Below are 16226 nucleotides of genomic sequence, written 5' to 3'. Positions count from 1 at the left end.
GGCCCCACCGACAAGTAGCCACAGCAAGCCGGGACGCGTGCTCCTGGTGCTGCTGGCGCTCATCCTCGCCATGGGCGCGACGGTCGCGCTCCAAAAGGCGTTCACCCCCAAGTTCGGCCTCGACCTCGCGGGTGGCACCACGGTGACGCTCACGCCGGTCACGCTGGACGGCAAGGCTCCTCCGGAGGAGTCCCTCAACCGGGCTGTGGACATCATCCGTGCCCGTGTCAACGGCACCGGCATCTCGGACTCCGAGGTGGCCAAGGCCAACGACAACATCGTGATCCAGATCCCCGGAGTGGGCCAGGCGGAGGCGCTCAAGCTCATCGCGACGACGGCGGAGATGCGCTTCCGCCAGGTGCTCGCGGTGGCGCCGGCGAAGATGCAGCCGCAGGCGGTGGCCACGACGCCCGCCGCGCCGACTCCCGCGGGGACCCAGAGCGCCGCACCGAGCAAGGGCCCCGGCACCTCGGCGACGCCGGCCGGCCGCGCCCTGTCCTCGGCCCTGACCGCGCCGTCGCCGTCCGCTTCCCCCGCCGCCAGGGCCGGGCACAGGAGCGGAGCGAGAGCGGGGGCGAAGAGCACTGGGAAGACGGAGGCCGGGGCGTCGCCCTCGCCCACCCAGAGCCCGCAGCCCGCCGACGACGACCCTCTGGCGGGCCAGGACACCAGCGGCATCGATCCCGCGATGATCACGAAGTTCCGTGAGATCGACTGCACGGCCAACGACCACGGCCAGGGCGCGCAGGACGACCCGAACACGCAGATGGTGGCCTGCAGCGACGACAAGAGCGCCCGGTACATCCTCGACAAGGCCGCGGTGCAGGGTTCGGAGATCTCCTCGGCCGCGGCGGGACTGCGGCAGGACACCGGTGAGTGGGTGGTCAACCTCAGCTTCAAGAGCCGCGGTGCGACCCAGTGGGCCGACCTGACCGGCAAGGCGTTCAACTCCCAGCCGCCCCGCAACCAGCTCGCGGTGGTGCTCGACGGCCTGGTCATCAGCGCACCGGTCGCGAACGGCCGGATCACCGGTGGAAACACCGAGATCTCGGGCGGCTTCACCCAGGCGACGGCCACGGAGCTGGCCGACCAGCTCAAGTACGGCGCTCTGCCGCTGAAGTTCAAGCAGGGGTCGGTGGAGACCGTCTCCTCGACGCTGGGCCAGGACCAGCTGCGCGGCGGTCTCATCTCCGGCGCGCTGGGCCTGCTCGTGGTCGTGATCTACCTGTTGCTCTACTACCGGGGCCTCGGCCTGGTCGGCGTGGCCAGCCTCGGCGTCGCGACGATCGTGACCTACCTGACCGTGGCGGTTCTCAGCCAGAACGCCGGTTTCCGGCTCTCGCTGCCGCACATCATCGGTCTGGTGGTGTCGATCGGCATCACGGCGGACTCGTTCATCGTCTACTTCGAGCGGGTGCGTGACGAGATCAAGGAGGGCCACCGTACGCTGCGCTCGGCGGTGGAGGTCGCCTGGCGGCGGGCCCGGCGGACGATCCTGGTGGCCGACGCCGTCATGTTCATCGCGGCCGTGGTGCTGTTCTTCCTCGCCGTGGGCGGCGTGGCCGGCTTCGCGTTCGCGATGGGCCTGACCACGCTGATCGACGTCGTGGTGGTGTTCATGTTCACCAAGCCGCTGATGACGATCGCGGCGCGCCTGCGGTTCTTCGCCAAGGGCCACAAGCTGTCCGGACTCGACGCGGAGCGCATGAGCCGCACCGGCTCCGCCGAGCAGACCCTGCAGGAGGCGTGATGCCGGGAGTTATCAGCCGCCTCTACCGCGGCGACATCGACATCGACTTCGTCGGCAAGCGCAGGCTCTGGTACAGCCTGTCGGCGTTCCTGATGGTCGTCTCCATCCTCGGCATCGTGATCCACGGGCTCACTCTCGGCGTGGAGTTCAGGGGCGGGTCCGTCATCGACTTCGCCCGCACTCCAGGATCCAGCGTGGAGCAGGTGCGCGAGACCGTGCGGGACGTGGTCGGGCACGACCCCATCGTCCAGCAGGCCGGGCCCAACTGGCGGGTCACCACCCAGAGCCTCGACGGCGACGAGGTGTCCAAGATCCAGAAGACCGTCAGCCAGCGGTTCGGCGTGTCGGAGCAGCAGGTTAGCTCGCAGGTCATCGGCGCGAGCTGGGGTGGCGAGGTCTCCCAGAAGGCGTGGGTCGGCCTGGCGGTCTTCATGATCGCGGTCATGCTGTACCTGTCCGTGGCCTTCGAGTGGCGGATGGCGCTCGCGGCCATCGTCGCGCTGGTGCACGACCTGGTCATCACCGCCGGCGTCTACGCCTGGACGGGCTTCGAGGTCACCCCGGCGACCATGCTGGGCTTCCTCACGATCCTCGGTTACTCGCTGTACGACGCGGTCGTCGTGTTCGACATGATCAAGGAAGTGACCGCGAAGCTCGGCACGAGTGCCAAGATGACCTACACGCAGGCCGCCAACAACGCGCTCAGCCACACGCTGATCCGGTCGCTGAACACCTCGCTGACCGCGATCCTGCCCGTGGCGGCCATCCTGTTCGTCGGCACCACGCTGCTCGGCGCCGGGACGCTGAAGGACCTGTCGCTGGCGCTGTTCGTCGGCATGATCGTCGGCACCTACTCGTCCCTGTGCGTGGCGACGCCGATCCTGGTCACGCTCAAGGAGCGGGAGCCCAAGTGGCAGGCGCTGGCGCAGCGCGTGCACGCCAAGGAGGCCTCCGCCGCCAAGGCCGCCGCCCGTACGGCCAAGGAGCCCGTGTCCGCCGGGTCGCAGAACACCACGACGCCTCCCGCGGACAAGCGCAAGAAGAGCTGATCTCGCTCCGCCGACGGCGCCCCCGGAACCCGCCCGGTTCCGGGGGCGCCGTCGCGTTCCGCGGTCCCGTTAGGGTGGGCGTCGTGACTGACTGGACGGCTCTCATCAGGGATGTCCCGGACTACCCCAAGCCGGGCATCCTCTTCAAGGACATCACCCCGCTGCTGGCGGACCACGCGGCCTTCACCCAGGTCGTCGGCGAGCTCGGGGGAGGCCTGGCGTTCGACAAGGTGGTCGGCATCGAGGCGCGGGGCTTCATCCTCGCCGCACCGGTGGCCTACCGCAGTGGCGCGGGGTTCGTACCTGTGCGCAAAAAGGGCAAATTGCCCGCCGAGACGTACGAGGCGTCCTATGATCTCGAGTACGGCTCCGCGACGATCGAGGTGCACGCCGACGCCTTCGACCCCGGCGACCGGGTCCTGATCGTGGACGACGTCCTCGCCACGGGCGGCACGGCCCGGGCGGCCGTGGAGCTGGTCAGGAGGACGGGCGCGGAGGTCGTGGCCGTGTCCTTCCTGATGGAACTGTCCTTCCTCTCCGGCCGTGACCGGCTGCCGGGTCTGGACGTCCGCACCCTGCTCACCGTCTGAGCCGGACGACCGGCCCGTACGGCTCGGGGGCGGGTGGCCGAGAGCGCTGTGGCAGCACGGATACACTGTGGAACCTGGACTCGACGTGAGGAGTCTGTGTGCCCCGTGATGTGGTCGTGCCCGACGACGCGCGGGTCGATCGCGGTGAGACGCCCCGCGACGTCCCCGAGCCCGTCGCCGACGTGCCCCCTGACGCGGCGCGCGACCCGGCGGCGGTCCCGGAGGACAGGCCGGCCTCGCCGGCCACGCGACGGAGGCTCGCCCGTTTCGGGGGGCAGTGGGGTGCTATGAATCCGGTGTTGGAACCGCTCTTCAAGACGGTCCGTGCCACCCATCCCAAAGCCGACCTGCGGCTGATCGAGCGCGCGTACGACGTCGCCGCCTATCATCACCGCGATCAGAAGCGCAAGAGCGGCGACCCGTACATCACCCACCCGCTCGCGGTGGCGACGATCCTGGCGGAGCTGGGCACGGACGACGAGACGTTGTGCGCGGCCCTGCTGCACGACACCGTGGAGGACACCGCCTACAGCCTCGACGAGTTACGAGCCGACTTCGGCGACAACATCGCGTTGCTCGTCGACGGCGTGACCAAGCTCGACAAGGTGAAGTTCGGCGACGCGGCGCAGGCCGAGACCGTGCGCAAGATGGTCGTCGCGATGTCGCGCGACATCCGCGTGCTGGTGATCAAGCTGGCCGACCGGCTGCACAACATGCGGACCATGCGCTACATGCCCGAGCACAAGCGCCAGCAGAAGTCCCGGGAGACACTGGAGATCTTCGCGCCGCTGGCCCACCGGCTCGGCATGAACACCATCAAGTGGGAGCTGGAGGACCTCGCGTTCGCCATGCTCTACCCCAAGCGGTACGACGAGATCGCCCGGATGGTGTCGGAGCGCGCGCCGCGCCGCGACCTGTTCCTGCACGAGGTCATCGAGAAGGTCTCCGCCGACCTGCGCGAGGCGAAGATCAAGGCGACCGTGCGCGGCCGGCCCAAGCACTACTACTCGATCTACCAGAAGATGATCGCCAAGGGCGTGGCCTTCGACGACATCTACGATCTGGTGGGCATCCGCGTCCTGGTCGACACGGTCCGCGACTGCTACGCCGCGCTCGGAACGATCCACGCCCAGTGGAAGCCGGTGCCGGGGCGGTTCAAGGACTACATCGCCATGCCCAAGTTCAACATGTACCAGTCGCTCCACACGACGGTCATGGGGCCCGAGGGCAAGGCCATCGAGCTGCAGATCCGCACGCGGGCCATGCACAACCGCGCCGAGTACGGCGTGGCCGCGCACTGGAAGTACAAGGAGGAGATGACCGGGGCGGGTCCCGGCAAGGTCAAGCAGGTCAACGACATGGCCTGGCTGCGCCAGCTCCTCGACTGGCAGAAGGAGACCTCCGACCCCGGGGAGTTCCTGGAGTCGCTGCGCTTCGACCTGTCGGTGTCGGAGGTGTTCGTCTTCACCCCGCGCGGCCAGGTGATCGCCCTGCCCGAGGGAGCCACCCCGGTCGACTTCGCGTACGCCGTGCACACCGAGGTCGGCCACCGATGTATCGGCGCGCGGGTGAACGGCAGGCTGGTCCCGCTGGAGTCCCGCCTCGGCAACGGCGACACCGTCGAGATCTTCACGTCGAAGTCGCCGGACGCGGGCCCGTCGAGGGACTGGCTCAAGTTCGTCAAGAGCGGCCGGGCCCGCAACAAGATCCGCCAGTGGTTCACCAAGGAGCGCCGCGAGACCGCCATCGAGGCGGGCAAGGAGGCGATCGGGCGGGCCATGCGCAAGCAGGGCCTGCCGCTGCAGCGGCTCATGTCCGGAGAGGCGCTGCTGGCCCTGGCCAGGGATCTGCGTTACGCCGACGTCTCGGCGCTGTACGCGGCCGTCGGAGAGGGGCACCTCACCGCCCAGGCGGTCGTGGACAAGCTCGTACAGGCCCTGGGAGGCGTCGAGGGGGCCGAGGAGGACATCGCCGAGGCCCAGGTCCCGACGCGGCTCAAGGGCCGTCTGAGGGCCAACTCGAACGCCGGTGTGATGGTCGCGGGCGACCCGGACGTGTGGGTCCGCCTGTCGCGCTGCTGCACTCCGGTGCCGGGGGACGAGATCGTCGGGTTCGTCACGCGGGGGCACGGCGTCTCCGTGCACCGCACGAACTGCCCGAACGTGGAACAGCTGAGCGCCCATCCCGACCGGCTGGTGGACGTGTCCTGGTCGCCGGGGGACGACTCGGTCTTCCTCGTCGCCATCCAGGTGGAGGCGCTCGACCGGCCGCGCCTGCTGTCGGACGTCACGCGGACGCTGTCCGACCAGCACGTGAACATCCTGTCGGCCTCGGTCACGACCAGCCGCGACCGGGTGGCGATCAGCAAGTTCACCTTCGAGATGGGCGACCCCAAGCACCTCGGCCACGTGCTCAAGGCGGTGCGCAACGTCGGGGGCGTCTACGACGTCTACCGCGTCACCAGCTGACCGCTCCCGGACGGGTGCGATCCCGCGGTTCGTCGCAGGGATGGCGTGCGGACACACATTCGGTGATCGTGTGGTTCGTCCCGGACGGGGTGCGTGACGTGCGCGCACCCACTCCGTGATCGTGCACCGGACGTGTTCACATCCTGCGAGATCACAGAGTTTGCCCGGCTCGGCCCCCGGCGCGGGACGAACCACACGATCACGCCGGGGGTGGGGCGAGAGGGGTCAGGAGAACTCGGCGAGTGTCCGCTCGGCCTCCTGGAGCCAGGACAGACGGGCGGCCAGCGCCTCCTCCGCCTCCTTGGCGTCCTTGTCACGGCCGGCCGCCCGGGCCTTGGCCAGCCGGGTCTCCAGCTGCTCGATGGACCTGCGGAGCTGGTTGACCGTGTCCTGGGCGCGAGCCCTGGCCTCGGGGTTGGAGCGCTTCCACTCGGCCTCCTCGGCCTTGCGGACCGCGTCGTCGACCTTGCGCAGCCCGCCCTCCAGACGGTCGCGCTGCTCGCGCGGCACCGGCCCGGCGGCCTCCCAGCGCTCCAGGATGCCACGCAACGCAGAGCGCGCGGTACGCGCGTCGGTGACCGGAAGCAGCTTCTCGGCCTCGGTCAGCAGGGCCTCCTTCACCTCGGCGTTGGCCGCGAAGGAGGCGTCCCGCTCCGCGAACACCGCCGAGCGGGCCTGGAAGAACTGGTCCTGGGCGCCCTTGAAACGCGCCCACAGCTCGTCCTCGACCTCGCGGGAGGCGCGGCCGGCGGTCTTCCACTGGCGCATCAGCTCCCGGTAGGCCGCCGCGGTGGCGTTCCAGTCCGTCGAGCCCGCCAGCGCCTCCGCCTCGACGACGATGCGCTCCTTGGTGTCGCGCACCGCGTCGCGCTGCTGGTCGAGCGAGGAGAAGTACGCCTTGCGCCGCTTGGCGAAGGCCGTACGGGCCGTGGACAGCCTCTTCCACAGTGTGGCCTCGGTGGCGCGGTCGACCCGCTCCGCGGCCTTCCACTCCTCGACGAGCTGCCGCAGCCGCTCACCGCCGGACTTCCAGTGCGTCGTCTCCTCGGCGATGCGCTCGGCCTCGGCGACGATGCGCTCCTTCACCTCGCGCGCGTGCGCCCGGGCCTGGTCGCGCGCCGCCCGCAGCTCCTCGCGCCGCTTGCCGACCAGCTCGGTCAGCGCCGTCAGCCGGTCCTGCAGCGAGCCGAGGTCGCCGACCGCGTGCGCCTCGGTCACCGACTCCCGCAGCTTCGCGATGCTCGCCTCGGCCTGGGCCGGCGCGAGGTCGGTGCCGCGCACCCGCTGCTCGAGGAGCTGCACCTGGCCCGCCAGCTCGTCGAACTTCCGGTGGTAGTAGGCCAGCGCCTCCTCCGGCTCACCGGCCTGCCAGGACCCGACGGCCCGTTCTCCCTCAGCCGTACGCACGTAGACGGTGCCGTCCTCGTCTACCCGGCCCCACGGGTCGGTGCTCACCGTGTCCTCCCGCACTTGAATCAGCCTCCAGGGCTCGATGTGCCCTTGGTTGTATTACGTCAGCTCTTGCTGGTGATTGTCACGTCTTTGATGACCACGGGCTGCTTCGGGGCACCAGTGCCATCCCCGCCGGCGCTGGCGATGACGCCCTTCTTTGCGACCTTGTCCACGATTTCGAGTCCTTTGGTCACCGTACCGAAAGGCGTGTAGTCGGGCGTCAGCCCGGTGTCCCCGAACACGATGAAGAACTGGCTTCCGTTGGTGTTCGGGCCGCTGTTCGCCATCGCGAGCACGCCCCGCGTGTACTTCGCGCCCGCCAGGTTCTCGTTGGCGAAGCGGTAGCCCGGTCCGCCCTGGCCGTCGGTCGGGTTCTTGCCGTCGGCCTTGGCCAGCGGGTCGCCGCACTGCAGGATCGGGAAGTCCGTGCCCATCCGGTGGCACTTCGAGTCGTCGAAGTAGTCCTTCGAGGCCAGGAACTTGAACGAGTTGACCGTGCAGGGCGCCTTCTCGCTGTCCAGCCTCGCGACGATGTCGCCGAGGTTGGTCTTGATGGTCATGGTCGCCGGGGCGGTGCTCACCTTCTCCGGCGGCATGCCGACGTTCTTGACCTGGCCGCTGCCCTCGTCGGCGACGTAGCCGCAGGTGCCCTTGGCCGGGTCGTACGGCTTCGGGTCGTTCGCGAGGGGCTTGCTGCTCGCCGACGCCGATGCCGACGCCGTGGCGTCGCTGTCGTCACGGCCGAGGAGGGTCGTCGCCGCCACCACGCCGCCGATCACCACCACCACGGCCGCGGTGGTGCCGATGATCGCATTGCGCCGCGACTTCTGCTCGCGTTCCACGCGTGCCCGCAGCTGCCGTTCGTAGTGCTCCCGGGCCAGCTGCTTCTGCCGGTCCTTGCCGGTGACCACTTCGACCTCCCGACTTGTCCTGTTTCCCATGGTCGTACGCCCGGACGCGATCTCGCCGGCGCGTGCCCGCCACACCCGGGAGGTGCTCCGGGAACGGCGGCCCGTTCTATAGCATCCGGCTCGACTGCTCCAAGAATGACTATTGAGGTGGGCGAATCGTATCGGCTGACGGGTATTGGTTCGCAGCCTGCCGACCCGCACCGGTACCCTTCGGTTACATTCGCTCGCGCAATCCTTGATTGATCCGTAGAGACGCAGAGGCCGCTTCCGTGCTCGTCGCCGGGTTTCCCGCAGGGTCGTTCCAGACCAACTGTTACGTCGTCGCTCCCGCAGCAGGCGAGGAGTGCGTGGTCATCGACCCAGGTCAGGACGCCGTGGAGGACCTGGACGCGCTGCTGCGCGAGCACCGGCTGAAGCCGGTCGCGGTGCTGCTCACCCACGGCCACATCGACCACGTCTGGTCGGTCGCGCCCGTGTGCGGCGCCCGCGACGTGCCCGCGTGGATCCATCCCGACGACCGCGCCCTGCTGTCGGACCCGGCGAAGGGGTTCCCGCCGCAGACGGGCCAGGCGTTCGGCGGCCTGAAACTTTCCGAGCCCGACGACGTGCGGGAGCTGACCGACGGGGCCGTGCTGACGCTGGCCGGGCTTGAGTTCACGGTCGAGCACAGGCCGGGCCATACCGAGGGGTCGGTGACGTTCCGGGCGCCCGTCCAGGACTCCCAGGTCCTGTTCGCGGGCGACCTGCTGTTCGCCGGCTCCATCGGCCGTACCGACCTGCCCGGCGGCGACTACGCCGCGATCCTGCGCAGCCTCGCCAAGACGCTGACACTGCCGGACGAGACCACGGTTCTGCCCGGCCACGGACCTCAGACGACCATCGGCCGCGAGCGCGCGACCAACCCTTTCCTGAGGGACGTCGCGCCGCACGCAGGCCCGACCAGAGGATTGTGATGACCTTCCAGGCGCCCAAGGGCACCTTCGACTGGCTCCCGCCGCGATCCGAGCGCGTCCTCGCCGTCCGCGAGGCGCTCGTCGCCCCGGTCCGCCACGCGGGCTACGGCTACATCGAGACGCCGACCTTCGAGGACACCGCGCTGTTCGTCCGCGGCGTCGGGGAGTCGACCGACGTCGTCTCCAAGGAGATGTACACCTTCACCGACAAGGGCGGGCGTTCCATCACTCTCCGCCCCGAGGGCACCGCCCCGGTCATGCGGGCCGTGCTCCAGCACGGCCTGCACAACGGGCAGCTCCCGGTCAAGCTCTGGTACTCGGGGAGCCAGTTCCGGTACGAGCGCGCGCAGAAGGGCCGCTACCGGCACTTCTCCCAGGTCGGCGCCGAGGCCGTCGGCGCCGAGGACCCGGCGCTTGACGCCGAGCTGATCCTGCTCGCCCACGACGGCTTCACCGCCCTGGGCCTGACCGGGGTCCGGCTCCTGCTCAACACGCTGGGCTGCAAGGAGTGCCGCCCGGCCTACCGGGCCGCGCTGCAGGACTTCCTGCGCGCCCTCGACCTCGACGAGGCCACCCGCGAGCGCATCGAGATCAACCCGCTGCGCGTGCTGGACGACAAGCGGCCCGAGGTGCAGGCGCAGCTCGCCGGCGCGCCCCTGGTCGTCGATCACCTCTGCGGGGCCTGCAAGAGCTACCACGAGGAGGTCCGCACCCTGCTGACCGCCTCCGGCATCGCCTACACCGACGACCCCCGCCTGGTCCGCGGCCTCGACTACTACACGCGCACCACCTTCGAGTTCGTCCACGACGGCCTGGGCGCGCAGTCCGCGGTCGGGGGCGGCGGGCGCTACGACGGGCTGAGTGAGATGATCGGCGGGCCCGCGCTGCCGAGCGTCGGCTGGGCGCTCGGCGTGGACCGCACGATCCTCGCCATGGAGGCCGAGGGGCTGCTGGAGCGGGACGAGGCGCGCGGGCGGGTCCAGGTGTACGGTGTCCCGCTGGGCGAACAGGCGCGCCGCCGGATGTTCCAGATCGTCGCCGAACTGCGCCGTACGGGCCTCGACGCCGACATGTCGTTCGGAGGCAAGGGCGTCAAGGGGGCCATGAAGGGCGCCGACCGGTCCGGAGCGCGATACGCGCTCATCCTCGGCGACCGCGACATCGAGGCGGGAGCCGTGCAAGTGAAGGACCTGACCACAGCCGACCAGACCGCGGTTCCGCTCGCGGAGGTCGTCGAGTTCTTGAAGGGGAAACTCTCGTGATCCGCACCCACGAGGCAGGCACGCTCCGCAAGGAGCACGCGGGCCAGAAGGTGACGCTGGCCGGATGGGTGGCGCGCCGGCGCGACCACGGCGGCGTGGTCTTCATCGACCTGCGCGACGCCTCCGGCTCGGCCCAGGTGGTCTTCCGCGAGGAGGACCACGCCCACGACCTGCGCGCGGAGTACTGCGTGAAGGTCACAGGCGAGGTACGCCTGCGCCCGGCCGGCAACGAGAACCCCGATCTGCCCACGGGCGAGATCGAGGTCGTCGCCTCCGAGGTGGAGGTGCTGAGCGAGTCGGCTCCGCTGCCGTTCCCGATCGAGGGCAACGCGGGGGTGTCGGAGGAGGCGCGGCTCAAGTACCGCTACCTCGACATCCGCCGCCAGCGGATCGCCGACGCGCTGCGGATCCGCTCGCAGGCGACCTACCTCGCCAACGAGGTCATGCGCGAGCGCGGCTTCGTCTACGTCGAGACCCCGAGCCTGACCCGCTCGACGCCCGAGGGCGCCCGCGACTTCCTGGTGCCCGTACGGCTCCAGCCGGGCAACTGGTACGCCCTGCCGCAGTCGCCGCAGCTGTTCAAGCAGCTCCTCATGGTCTCCGGCCTGGAGCGCTACTACCAGCTCGCCCGCTGCTTCCGCGACGAGGACCTGCGGGCCGACCGGCAGCCCGAGTTCACCCAGATCGACATCGAGATGTCGTTCGTGGACCAGGACGACGTGATCGAGCTGGGCGAGGCGCTCATCGGGCGGATCTGGAAGGAGACGATCGGCTACGAGCTGCCGACGCCGCTGCCCCGGATGACGTACGCCGAGGCCATGGCGCGGTACGGCTCGGACAAGCCCGACCTGCGCTTCGGCGTCGAGCTGACCGACCTCACCGACTACTTCTCCGGCACCTCGTTCCGCGTCTTCCAGGCGCCGTACGTGGGCGCGGTCGTGATGCCCGGCGGCGCATCGCAGACCCGCAAGGAGCTCGACGCCTGGCAGGAGTGGGCCAAGTCGCGCGGCGCGCGCGGCCTGGCGTACGTGCTGGTGCAGGAGGACGGCACGCTGGGCGGTCCGGTGGCCAAGAACCTGTCGGAGACCGAGCTGGCCGGTCTCGCCGGGAAGACCGGGGCCAAGGCCGGCGACGCGATCTTCTTCGCGGCCGGAGCGCCCGCGGCCTCCCGCGACCTGCTCGGCGCGGCCCGCCTGGAGATCGGCCGCCGCTGCGACCTGATCGACGAGTCGCAGTGGTCGTTCCTGTGGATCGTCGACGCCCCGATGTTCGAAGAGGACGGCGAGGGCGGCTGGACCCCGGTCCACCACCCGTTCACCTCTCCCAAGCCGGAATACGCCGACACCTTCCAGGACAACCCCGGCGAGGCCCTGGCGTACGCCTACGACATGGTCTGCAACGGCATGGAGATCGGCGGCGGCTCGATCCGTATCCACCGGGCCGAGATGCAGCAGCGGGTCTTCGACGTGCTCGGCATCTCCAAGGAGGAGGCCGAGGGCAAGTTCGGCTGGCTGCTCGAGGCGTTCAAGTACGGCCCGCCGCCGCACGGCGGCATCGCCTACGGCTGGGACCGCGTCTGCATGCTGCTGGCGGGCGGTGAGTCGATCCGGGACGTGATCGCCTTCCCGAAGACGGCGTCCGGCTTCGACCCGCTGAGCGGGGCGCCCACCCCGATCAGCCCGGAGCAGCGCAAGGAGGCCGGCGTGGACGCCACGCCGAAGGGCGACACGCCCGAGCCCGCCGCGAGCTGAGCCCCGAGTCCGTCGCGCACCGGGCCCAGGTCCTTGCTACCAGGCCCGGCCTGCGGCGTCACCGGCCCGGGCCCGCCGCTGGGCCCACGAGCGTGAGACGGCCCCCGCGACACCGGTCGCGGGGGCCGTCGTACGTCGGAAGCGCTCAGACGATGGCGACGTCCTTGATCACTACCTTTTTCTTGGGGGCGTTGGAGCCCTCGCCCCGCACGTCGGCCGTGGGGTCGTCGTTGAAGGGGATGATGCCACCCTTGGCGATCTTGTCGATGACGTCCATGCCCTTGGTCACGACGCCGATCATCGTGAAGGCGGCGCCCATGGCGGTCAGCTGGGTGTTCTCGTCCGTGAAGGAGATGAAGAACTGGCTGCCGTTGGAGTTGGCGTCCTCGGTGTTCTGCGCCAGCCCGACCGTGCCGCGGCTGAGCGGCATGCCGTTGAGGTTCTCGTCGTCGAACAGGAATCCCGGGCCGCCCGCGCCGTCCTTCGGGCTCTTGCCGTCACCCTTGGCCAGCGGGTCGCCGCACTGCAGCATGCCGAGGCCGACGGTCTCCACCGTCGCGAGACGGTGGCAGACGGTGTTGTCGTAGAAGTTCTTCTTGGCCAGGAACGCCAGGGCGTTCACCGCGCACGGCACGTCCCTGGTGGCCAGGCCGATGACGATCTCACCCTGGTTCGTGGTGATGACCATCTTCTTGGCCGTGCCGACGGACCTGCTCAACTTGCCGGGCGGGAAGCCCACGAACTTCGACGGGCTGCCCGAGTCGTCCTTGCGGTACTTGCAGGTGACCTGGCGCAGGCTGGTGGGCTTGGCCGCCGGCGTGGGCTCCGCCGACTCGCTGTTCTTCACCGTGGGACCCGCCGCGTTCGAGGCCGAGGCGGAGGCCGAGGGGGTGGCCTGGGCTGTGCTTTTGTCCGAGCCGTCACTGCAGGCCACCAGGCTGCCCGTCAGCGCGAGGAGCGAGAGCCCGGCGCCGAAGGCGCCGTGCAGGCGGCGACGGGATGTGGTCGCGCGCCCGGCCGTGCTCACGCGCGAAGCCGGTTGCTTCTGCCGATCAGTGTCGGTCACCGCTATGCCTTCCCTTTCCCCTTTTATTACGAGTGATGGGCCACTCTATCCGTGATCCCGTCGGCTCCGTGTAAAGCACACGTCCCAGGGGTATCACCACAGTTTGCGCTCATCTTGCTCTCAGATCTCCCTGCGAACCTCCTGCCGTTCAACCCGTACGACGGGGGACGGCCCCCGGGCCGGCGCCCCCGGTTGCAGTCTCAGGAGCGATGCACGATGTTCGACCAGGTCCTCGGACTCCCGGCCCATGCTCTCATCGTCCACGCGGCGGTGATCTTCGTACCGCTGCTCGCTGTGCTGTCGATCGCGTACGCCGCGCTGCCCCGCCTGCGGCACAAGCTCGACTGGGCCCTGGTCGCGACCGCCGTGGTGGCCCTGGGCGCGGTGTTCGCCGCCAAGCAGAGCGGGGAGGCGCTCGAGCGCCGGATGTTCCAGGGCCGGCCCTCCGGGGCGATCGAGGTCCACAGCGGGTTCGGGGAGGTCCTCATGCAGGTGACCACGATCCTGACCGTCGCGGCCCTGGTGATGGTGTGGCTCACCCGGGCCCGCCGTGCCCCGCAGGGCGCGGGCTCGCGTGCGGGCGTCCTGGTCGTGTCGGCCGCCGCCGTGATCCTCGCCGTGGTCGTCGGCTACTACGCCGTACGGACCGGGCACACGGGGGCGACGGCCGTGTGGGGCGGCTGACGGTAGTGTCGGCGATGTGGAGAGCCTGTTCGATTCGGCCGCCGAGGAGGCGCATCGGGGCCAGGAGCCGCTGGCCGTGCGGATGCGGCCGCGCTCGCTGGAGGAGGTGATCGGCCAGCGGCACCTGCTGGGGCCCGGCACGCCGCTGCGCCGCCTGGTGGAGAGCGACGCCCCGATGTCGCTGTTCCTGTGGGGGCCCCCGGGCACCGGAAAGACCACGCTGGCGTACGTCGTGGCGGGCGCGACCAAGCGGAGGTTCGTGGAGATCTCGGCGGTCTCCGCCGGGGTCAAGGACGTGCGCGCCGCCATCGACCAGGCCCGCCGCGAGCTCGGCATGACCGGCAGGCAGACCGTGCTGTTCGTGGACGAGGTCCACCGGTTCAACAAGGCGCAGCAGGACGCGCTGCTGCCCGCCGTGGAGAACCGCTGGGTCACCTTCATCGGCGCGACCACGGAGAACCCGTTCTTCTCGGTCATCTCCCCGCTGCTGTCCCGCTCGCTGCTGCTCACGCTCGAGCCGCTGGCCGAAGACGACGTCCGCGCCGTCCTGGAGCGGGCGGTCGCCGACCCGCGCGGTCTCGGCGGGCGCGTCACGCTGCACCCCGACGCCCTCGACCAGCTCGTACGGCTGGCCGGCGGCGACGCGCGGCGCTCGCTGACCTACCTGGAGGCGGCCGCGATGCTGGCCGACGGGGCCACGGCCGAGGTCACGGTCGAGGTCGTGGAGAAGGCCGTAGACAAGGCGGCCGTGCGCTACGACCGGCAGGGCGACCAGCACTACGACGTGGTCAGCGCGTTCATCAAGAGCATGCGGGGCTCGGACGCCGACGCGGCGCTGCACTATCTGGCGCGGATGGTGGAGGCGGGGGAGGACCCGCGGTTCATCGCCCGCCGAATCGTGATCTTCGCCAGTGAGGACGTGGGGATGGCCGATCCCACCTGCCTGCAGGTGGCGGTGGCCGCCGCCCAGGCCGTGGAGTTCATCGGCCTGCCCGAGGGCAGGATCAACCTCGCCCAGGCCGTCATCCACTGCGCGCTCGCGCCCAAGTCGAACGCGGTCGTGAAGGCGATCGGCGCGGCCTCCGACGACGTGCGGCGCGGCATGGTGGGCCGCGTTCCCGGCCACCTGCGCGACGCTCACTACGCGGGCGCGAAGAAGCTCGGCCACGGCAAGGGCTACCAGTACCCGCACGACTTCGAGCACGGCCTCGTCCGCCAGGACTACGCGCCGGAGGAGCTGCGGGAGCGCCGCTACTACGAGCCGACCACGCACGGCGCGGAGGCGCGGTTCGCCGAGCGCTGGGCGAAGATCCGGAGCTTCCTGCGCGGAGGCTGAGCACCGCCGCGGTGGCATCCGCGGCGGCCGGAGTGCGACACGGAGCAGTCCGGGACGTGTGCCGCGAAGCGGCCCGGAGTGTGTGGTGCGCAGCGGCCGAAGCATGTGGTGCGGGACGGCCCGGGTGTGTGGTGCGGGACGGCGGGCAGGTCGTTCGCGGTAAGGTCTTGCCATTCCAGCTCCGTTGATCTAGGGAGATCGGCACATGCTTACCGCGGGAGAGCTGGCGGGCCTCGTGGTCGCCATTTTCTGGGTGATCCTGGTCTGCTTCATGGTCGTCGTGCTGGTCAGGCTGGCCAGACTGCTGACCGAGACCCGCAAGTCGGTGGCCGAGCTGAGCGACCGCATCGCCCCGCTCCTCGACGACATGAGCCAGACCGTCTCCGAGGCCAACCGGCGGCTGGTGGCGGCCGAGGAGATCACGGACAACATGCGTGACGTCAGCGGCAACATGGTCAAGCTCACCGGGGTGGCGTCCACGCTGTTCGCCGGTCCGGTGCTCAAGATCTCCGCGTTCCGGGACGGCGTCCGCCTGGCGCTGGCCCGGCGCGCCGCCCGCGGGGTTCCGGCCCGGAGGGTCGCCCGCGGCGGCCCCCGCACCGGCCCTCGCACCGGAGACAGGATCAGTGAGCGGCACGCGGCCGAGCGCGCCGTGGAGCGCCGGGCGATCGGGAGGGGACGCGGATGATCCGACGGCTCTTCTACATGTCCCTGGGCGCGTTCCTCACGGTCTGGACCATGCGTAAGCTTCAGTCGTTGCGGCCCGACCATGTGGCCAGGCGCACCGCCGACCACGCGGGGACCCTCGCCGACCAGCTCAGGGATTTCGCCGGCGAGGTGCGCCGCCTGTCGGCGAGCAGGGAAACCGAGTTGCGCGCCGAGTTCGGGCTCGACACGGTTGATGGAACCACCAACCGCACAAACAGAATCTACGACGTAAAGGACGGCCGCTGA

14 protein-coding genes are annotated in these 16226 nt (G+C 70.2%); 11 read left to right on the top strand and 3 right to left on the bottom strand.

Going from position 1 to position 16226, the window contains the following annotated elements; genetic code table 11:
- Window positions 1-37 precede the first annotated feature (37 nt).
- The 4 genes from secD to ACQPZZ_RS24935 all read left to right on the top strand — a co-directional run bounded on the left by secD (window position 38) and on the right by ACQPZZ_RS24935 (window position 5857).
- Entirely contained in the window at window positions 38-1750 is a 1713-nt protein-coding gene (secD, locus tag ACQPZZ_RS24950; protein WP_432922651.1) for a protein translocase subunit SecD, read from the top strand.
- Window positions 1750-2799: a protein translocase subunit SecF gene (secF, locus tag ACQPZZ_RS24945; RefSeq protein ID WP_432922648.1), complete on the top strand. Its 1050-nt coding sequence runs from the start codon at window positions 1750-1752 to the stop codon at window positions 2797-2799. Before secD ends, secF begins: the two co-directional genes overlap by 1 nt.
- A gap of 83 nt (window positions 2800-2882) precedes the next feature.
- Window positions 2883-3389, top strand: coding sequence for an adenine phosphoribosyltransferase (locus ACQPZZ_RS24940; RefSeq protein WP_363640376.1), 507 nt, complete (start codon window positions 2883-2885; stop codon window positions 3387-3389).
- A gap of 287 nt (window positions 3390-3676) precedes the next feature.
- Window positions 3677-5857 (top strand): RelA/SpoT family protein, encoded by a 2181-nt coding sequence (locus tag ACQPZZ_RS24935; RefSeq protein WP_363640469.1) that lies wholly within the window; start codon window positions 3677-3679, stop codon window positions 5855-5857.
- A gap of 225 nt (window positions 5858-6082) precedes the next feature.
- Here ACQPZZ_RS24935 and ACQPZZ_RS24930 read toward each other — a convergent pair whose 3' ends face one another.
- Both ACQPZZ_RS24930 and ACQPZZ_RS24925 read right to left on the bottom strand, forming a co-directional pair.
- A complete protein-coding gene (locus tag ACQPZZ_RS24930) occupies window positions 6083-7312 on the bottom strand; it encodes a DUF349 domain-containing protein (RefSeq protein ID WP_432922641.1) in 1230 nt (409 codons plus the stop codon).
- Window positions 7313-7371: 59 nt separating this feature from the next.
- Window positions 7372-8220, bottom strand: a complete 849-nt coding sequence (locus tag ACQPZZ_RS24925; RefSeq protein ID WP_432922638.1) for a peptidylprolyl isomerase — start codon at window positions 8218-8220, stop codon at window positions 7372-7374.
- Window positions 8221-8489: 269 nt separating this feature from the next.
- Here ACQPZZ_RS24925 and ACQPZZ_RS24920 point away from each other — a divergent pair, with 269 nt between their 5' ends.
- From ACQPZZ_RS24920 to aspS, 3 genes are read left to right on the top strand one after another with little or no spacing between them, the layout of a single operon-like run.
- Window positions 8490-9173, top strand: coding sequence for an MBL fold metallo-hydrolase (locus ACQPZZ_RS24920; protein WP_432934526.1), 684 nt, complete (start codon window positions 8490-8492; stop codon window positions 9171-9173).
- Window positions 9173-10435, top strand: a complete 1263-nt coding sequence (hisS, locus tag ACQPZZ_RS24915) for a histidine--tRNA ligase (RefSeq protein ID WP_432922636.1) — start codon at window positions 9173-9175, stop codon at window positions 10433-10435. The genes ACQPZZ_RS24920 and hisS overlap by 1 nt, the downstream gene beginning before the upstream one ends.
- Window positions 10432-12186, top strand: a complete 1755-nt coding sequence (gene aspS, locus ACQPZZ_RS24910) for an aspartate--tRNA ligase (protein WP_432922633.1) — start codon at window positions 10432-10434, stop codon at window positions 12184-12186. The genes hisS and aspS overlap by 4 nt, the downstream gene beginning before the upstream one ends.
- A 145-nt stretch (window positions 12187-12331) precedes the next feature.
- On the opposite strand, the gene ACQPZZ_RS24905 is transcribed toward aspS, so the two are convergent.
- Window positions 12332-13252, bottom strand: coding sequence for a peptidylprolyl isomerase (locus ACQPZZ_RS24905; RefSeq protein WP_432922630.1), 921 nt, complete (start codon window positions 13250-13252; stop codon window positions 12332-12334).
- 216 nt (window positions 13253-13468) lie between these two features.
- Between ACQPZZ_RS24905 and ACQPZZ_RS24900 the strand changes: the two genes are divergently transcribed.
- The 4 genes from ACQPZZ_RS24900 (at window position 13469) to ACQPZZ_RS24885 (ending at window position 16226) form a co-directional block, all read left to right on the top strand.
- Window positions 13469-13936: a DUF2231 domain-containing protein gene (locus ACQPZZ_RS24900; protein ID WP_363640388.1), complete on the top strand. Its 468-nt coding sequence runs from the start codon at window positions 13469-13471 to the stop codon at window positions 13934-13936.
- A gap of 16 nt (window positions 13937-13952) precedes the next feature.
- A complete protein-coding gene (locus ACQPZZ_RS24895; protein ID WP_432922627.1) occupies window positions 13953-15272 on the top strand; it encodes a replication-associated recombination protein A in 1320 nt (439 codons plus the stop codon).
- Between the two features lie 205 nt (window positions 15273-15477).
- On the top strand, window positions 15478-15960 hold the full coding sequence (locus tag ACQPZZ_RS24890; RefSeq protein ID WP_432922624.1) for a DUF948 domain-containing protein: 483 nt from the start codon (window positions 15478-15480) through the stop codon (window positions 15958-15960).
- The gene (locus ACQPZZ_RS24885) at window positions 15957-16226 is read left to right on the top strand and encodes a hypothetical protein (protein WP_432922622.1); all 270 of its coding nucleotides are present in this window, start codon (window positions 15957-15959) and stop codon (window positions 16224-16226) included. The genes ACQPZZ_RS24890 and ACQPZZ_RS24885 overlap by 4 nt, the downstream gene beginning before the upstream one ends.

It is taken from the genome of Microbispora sp. CA-135349 (assembly GCF_050947365.1).
Taxonomy (GTDB): Bacteria; Actinomycetota; Actinomycetes; order Streptosporangiales; family Streptosporangiaceae; genus Microbispora.
This window is presented reverse-complemented; position numbering and strand designations above follow the sequence as displayed.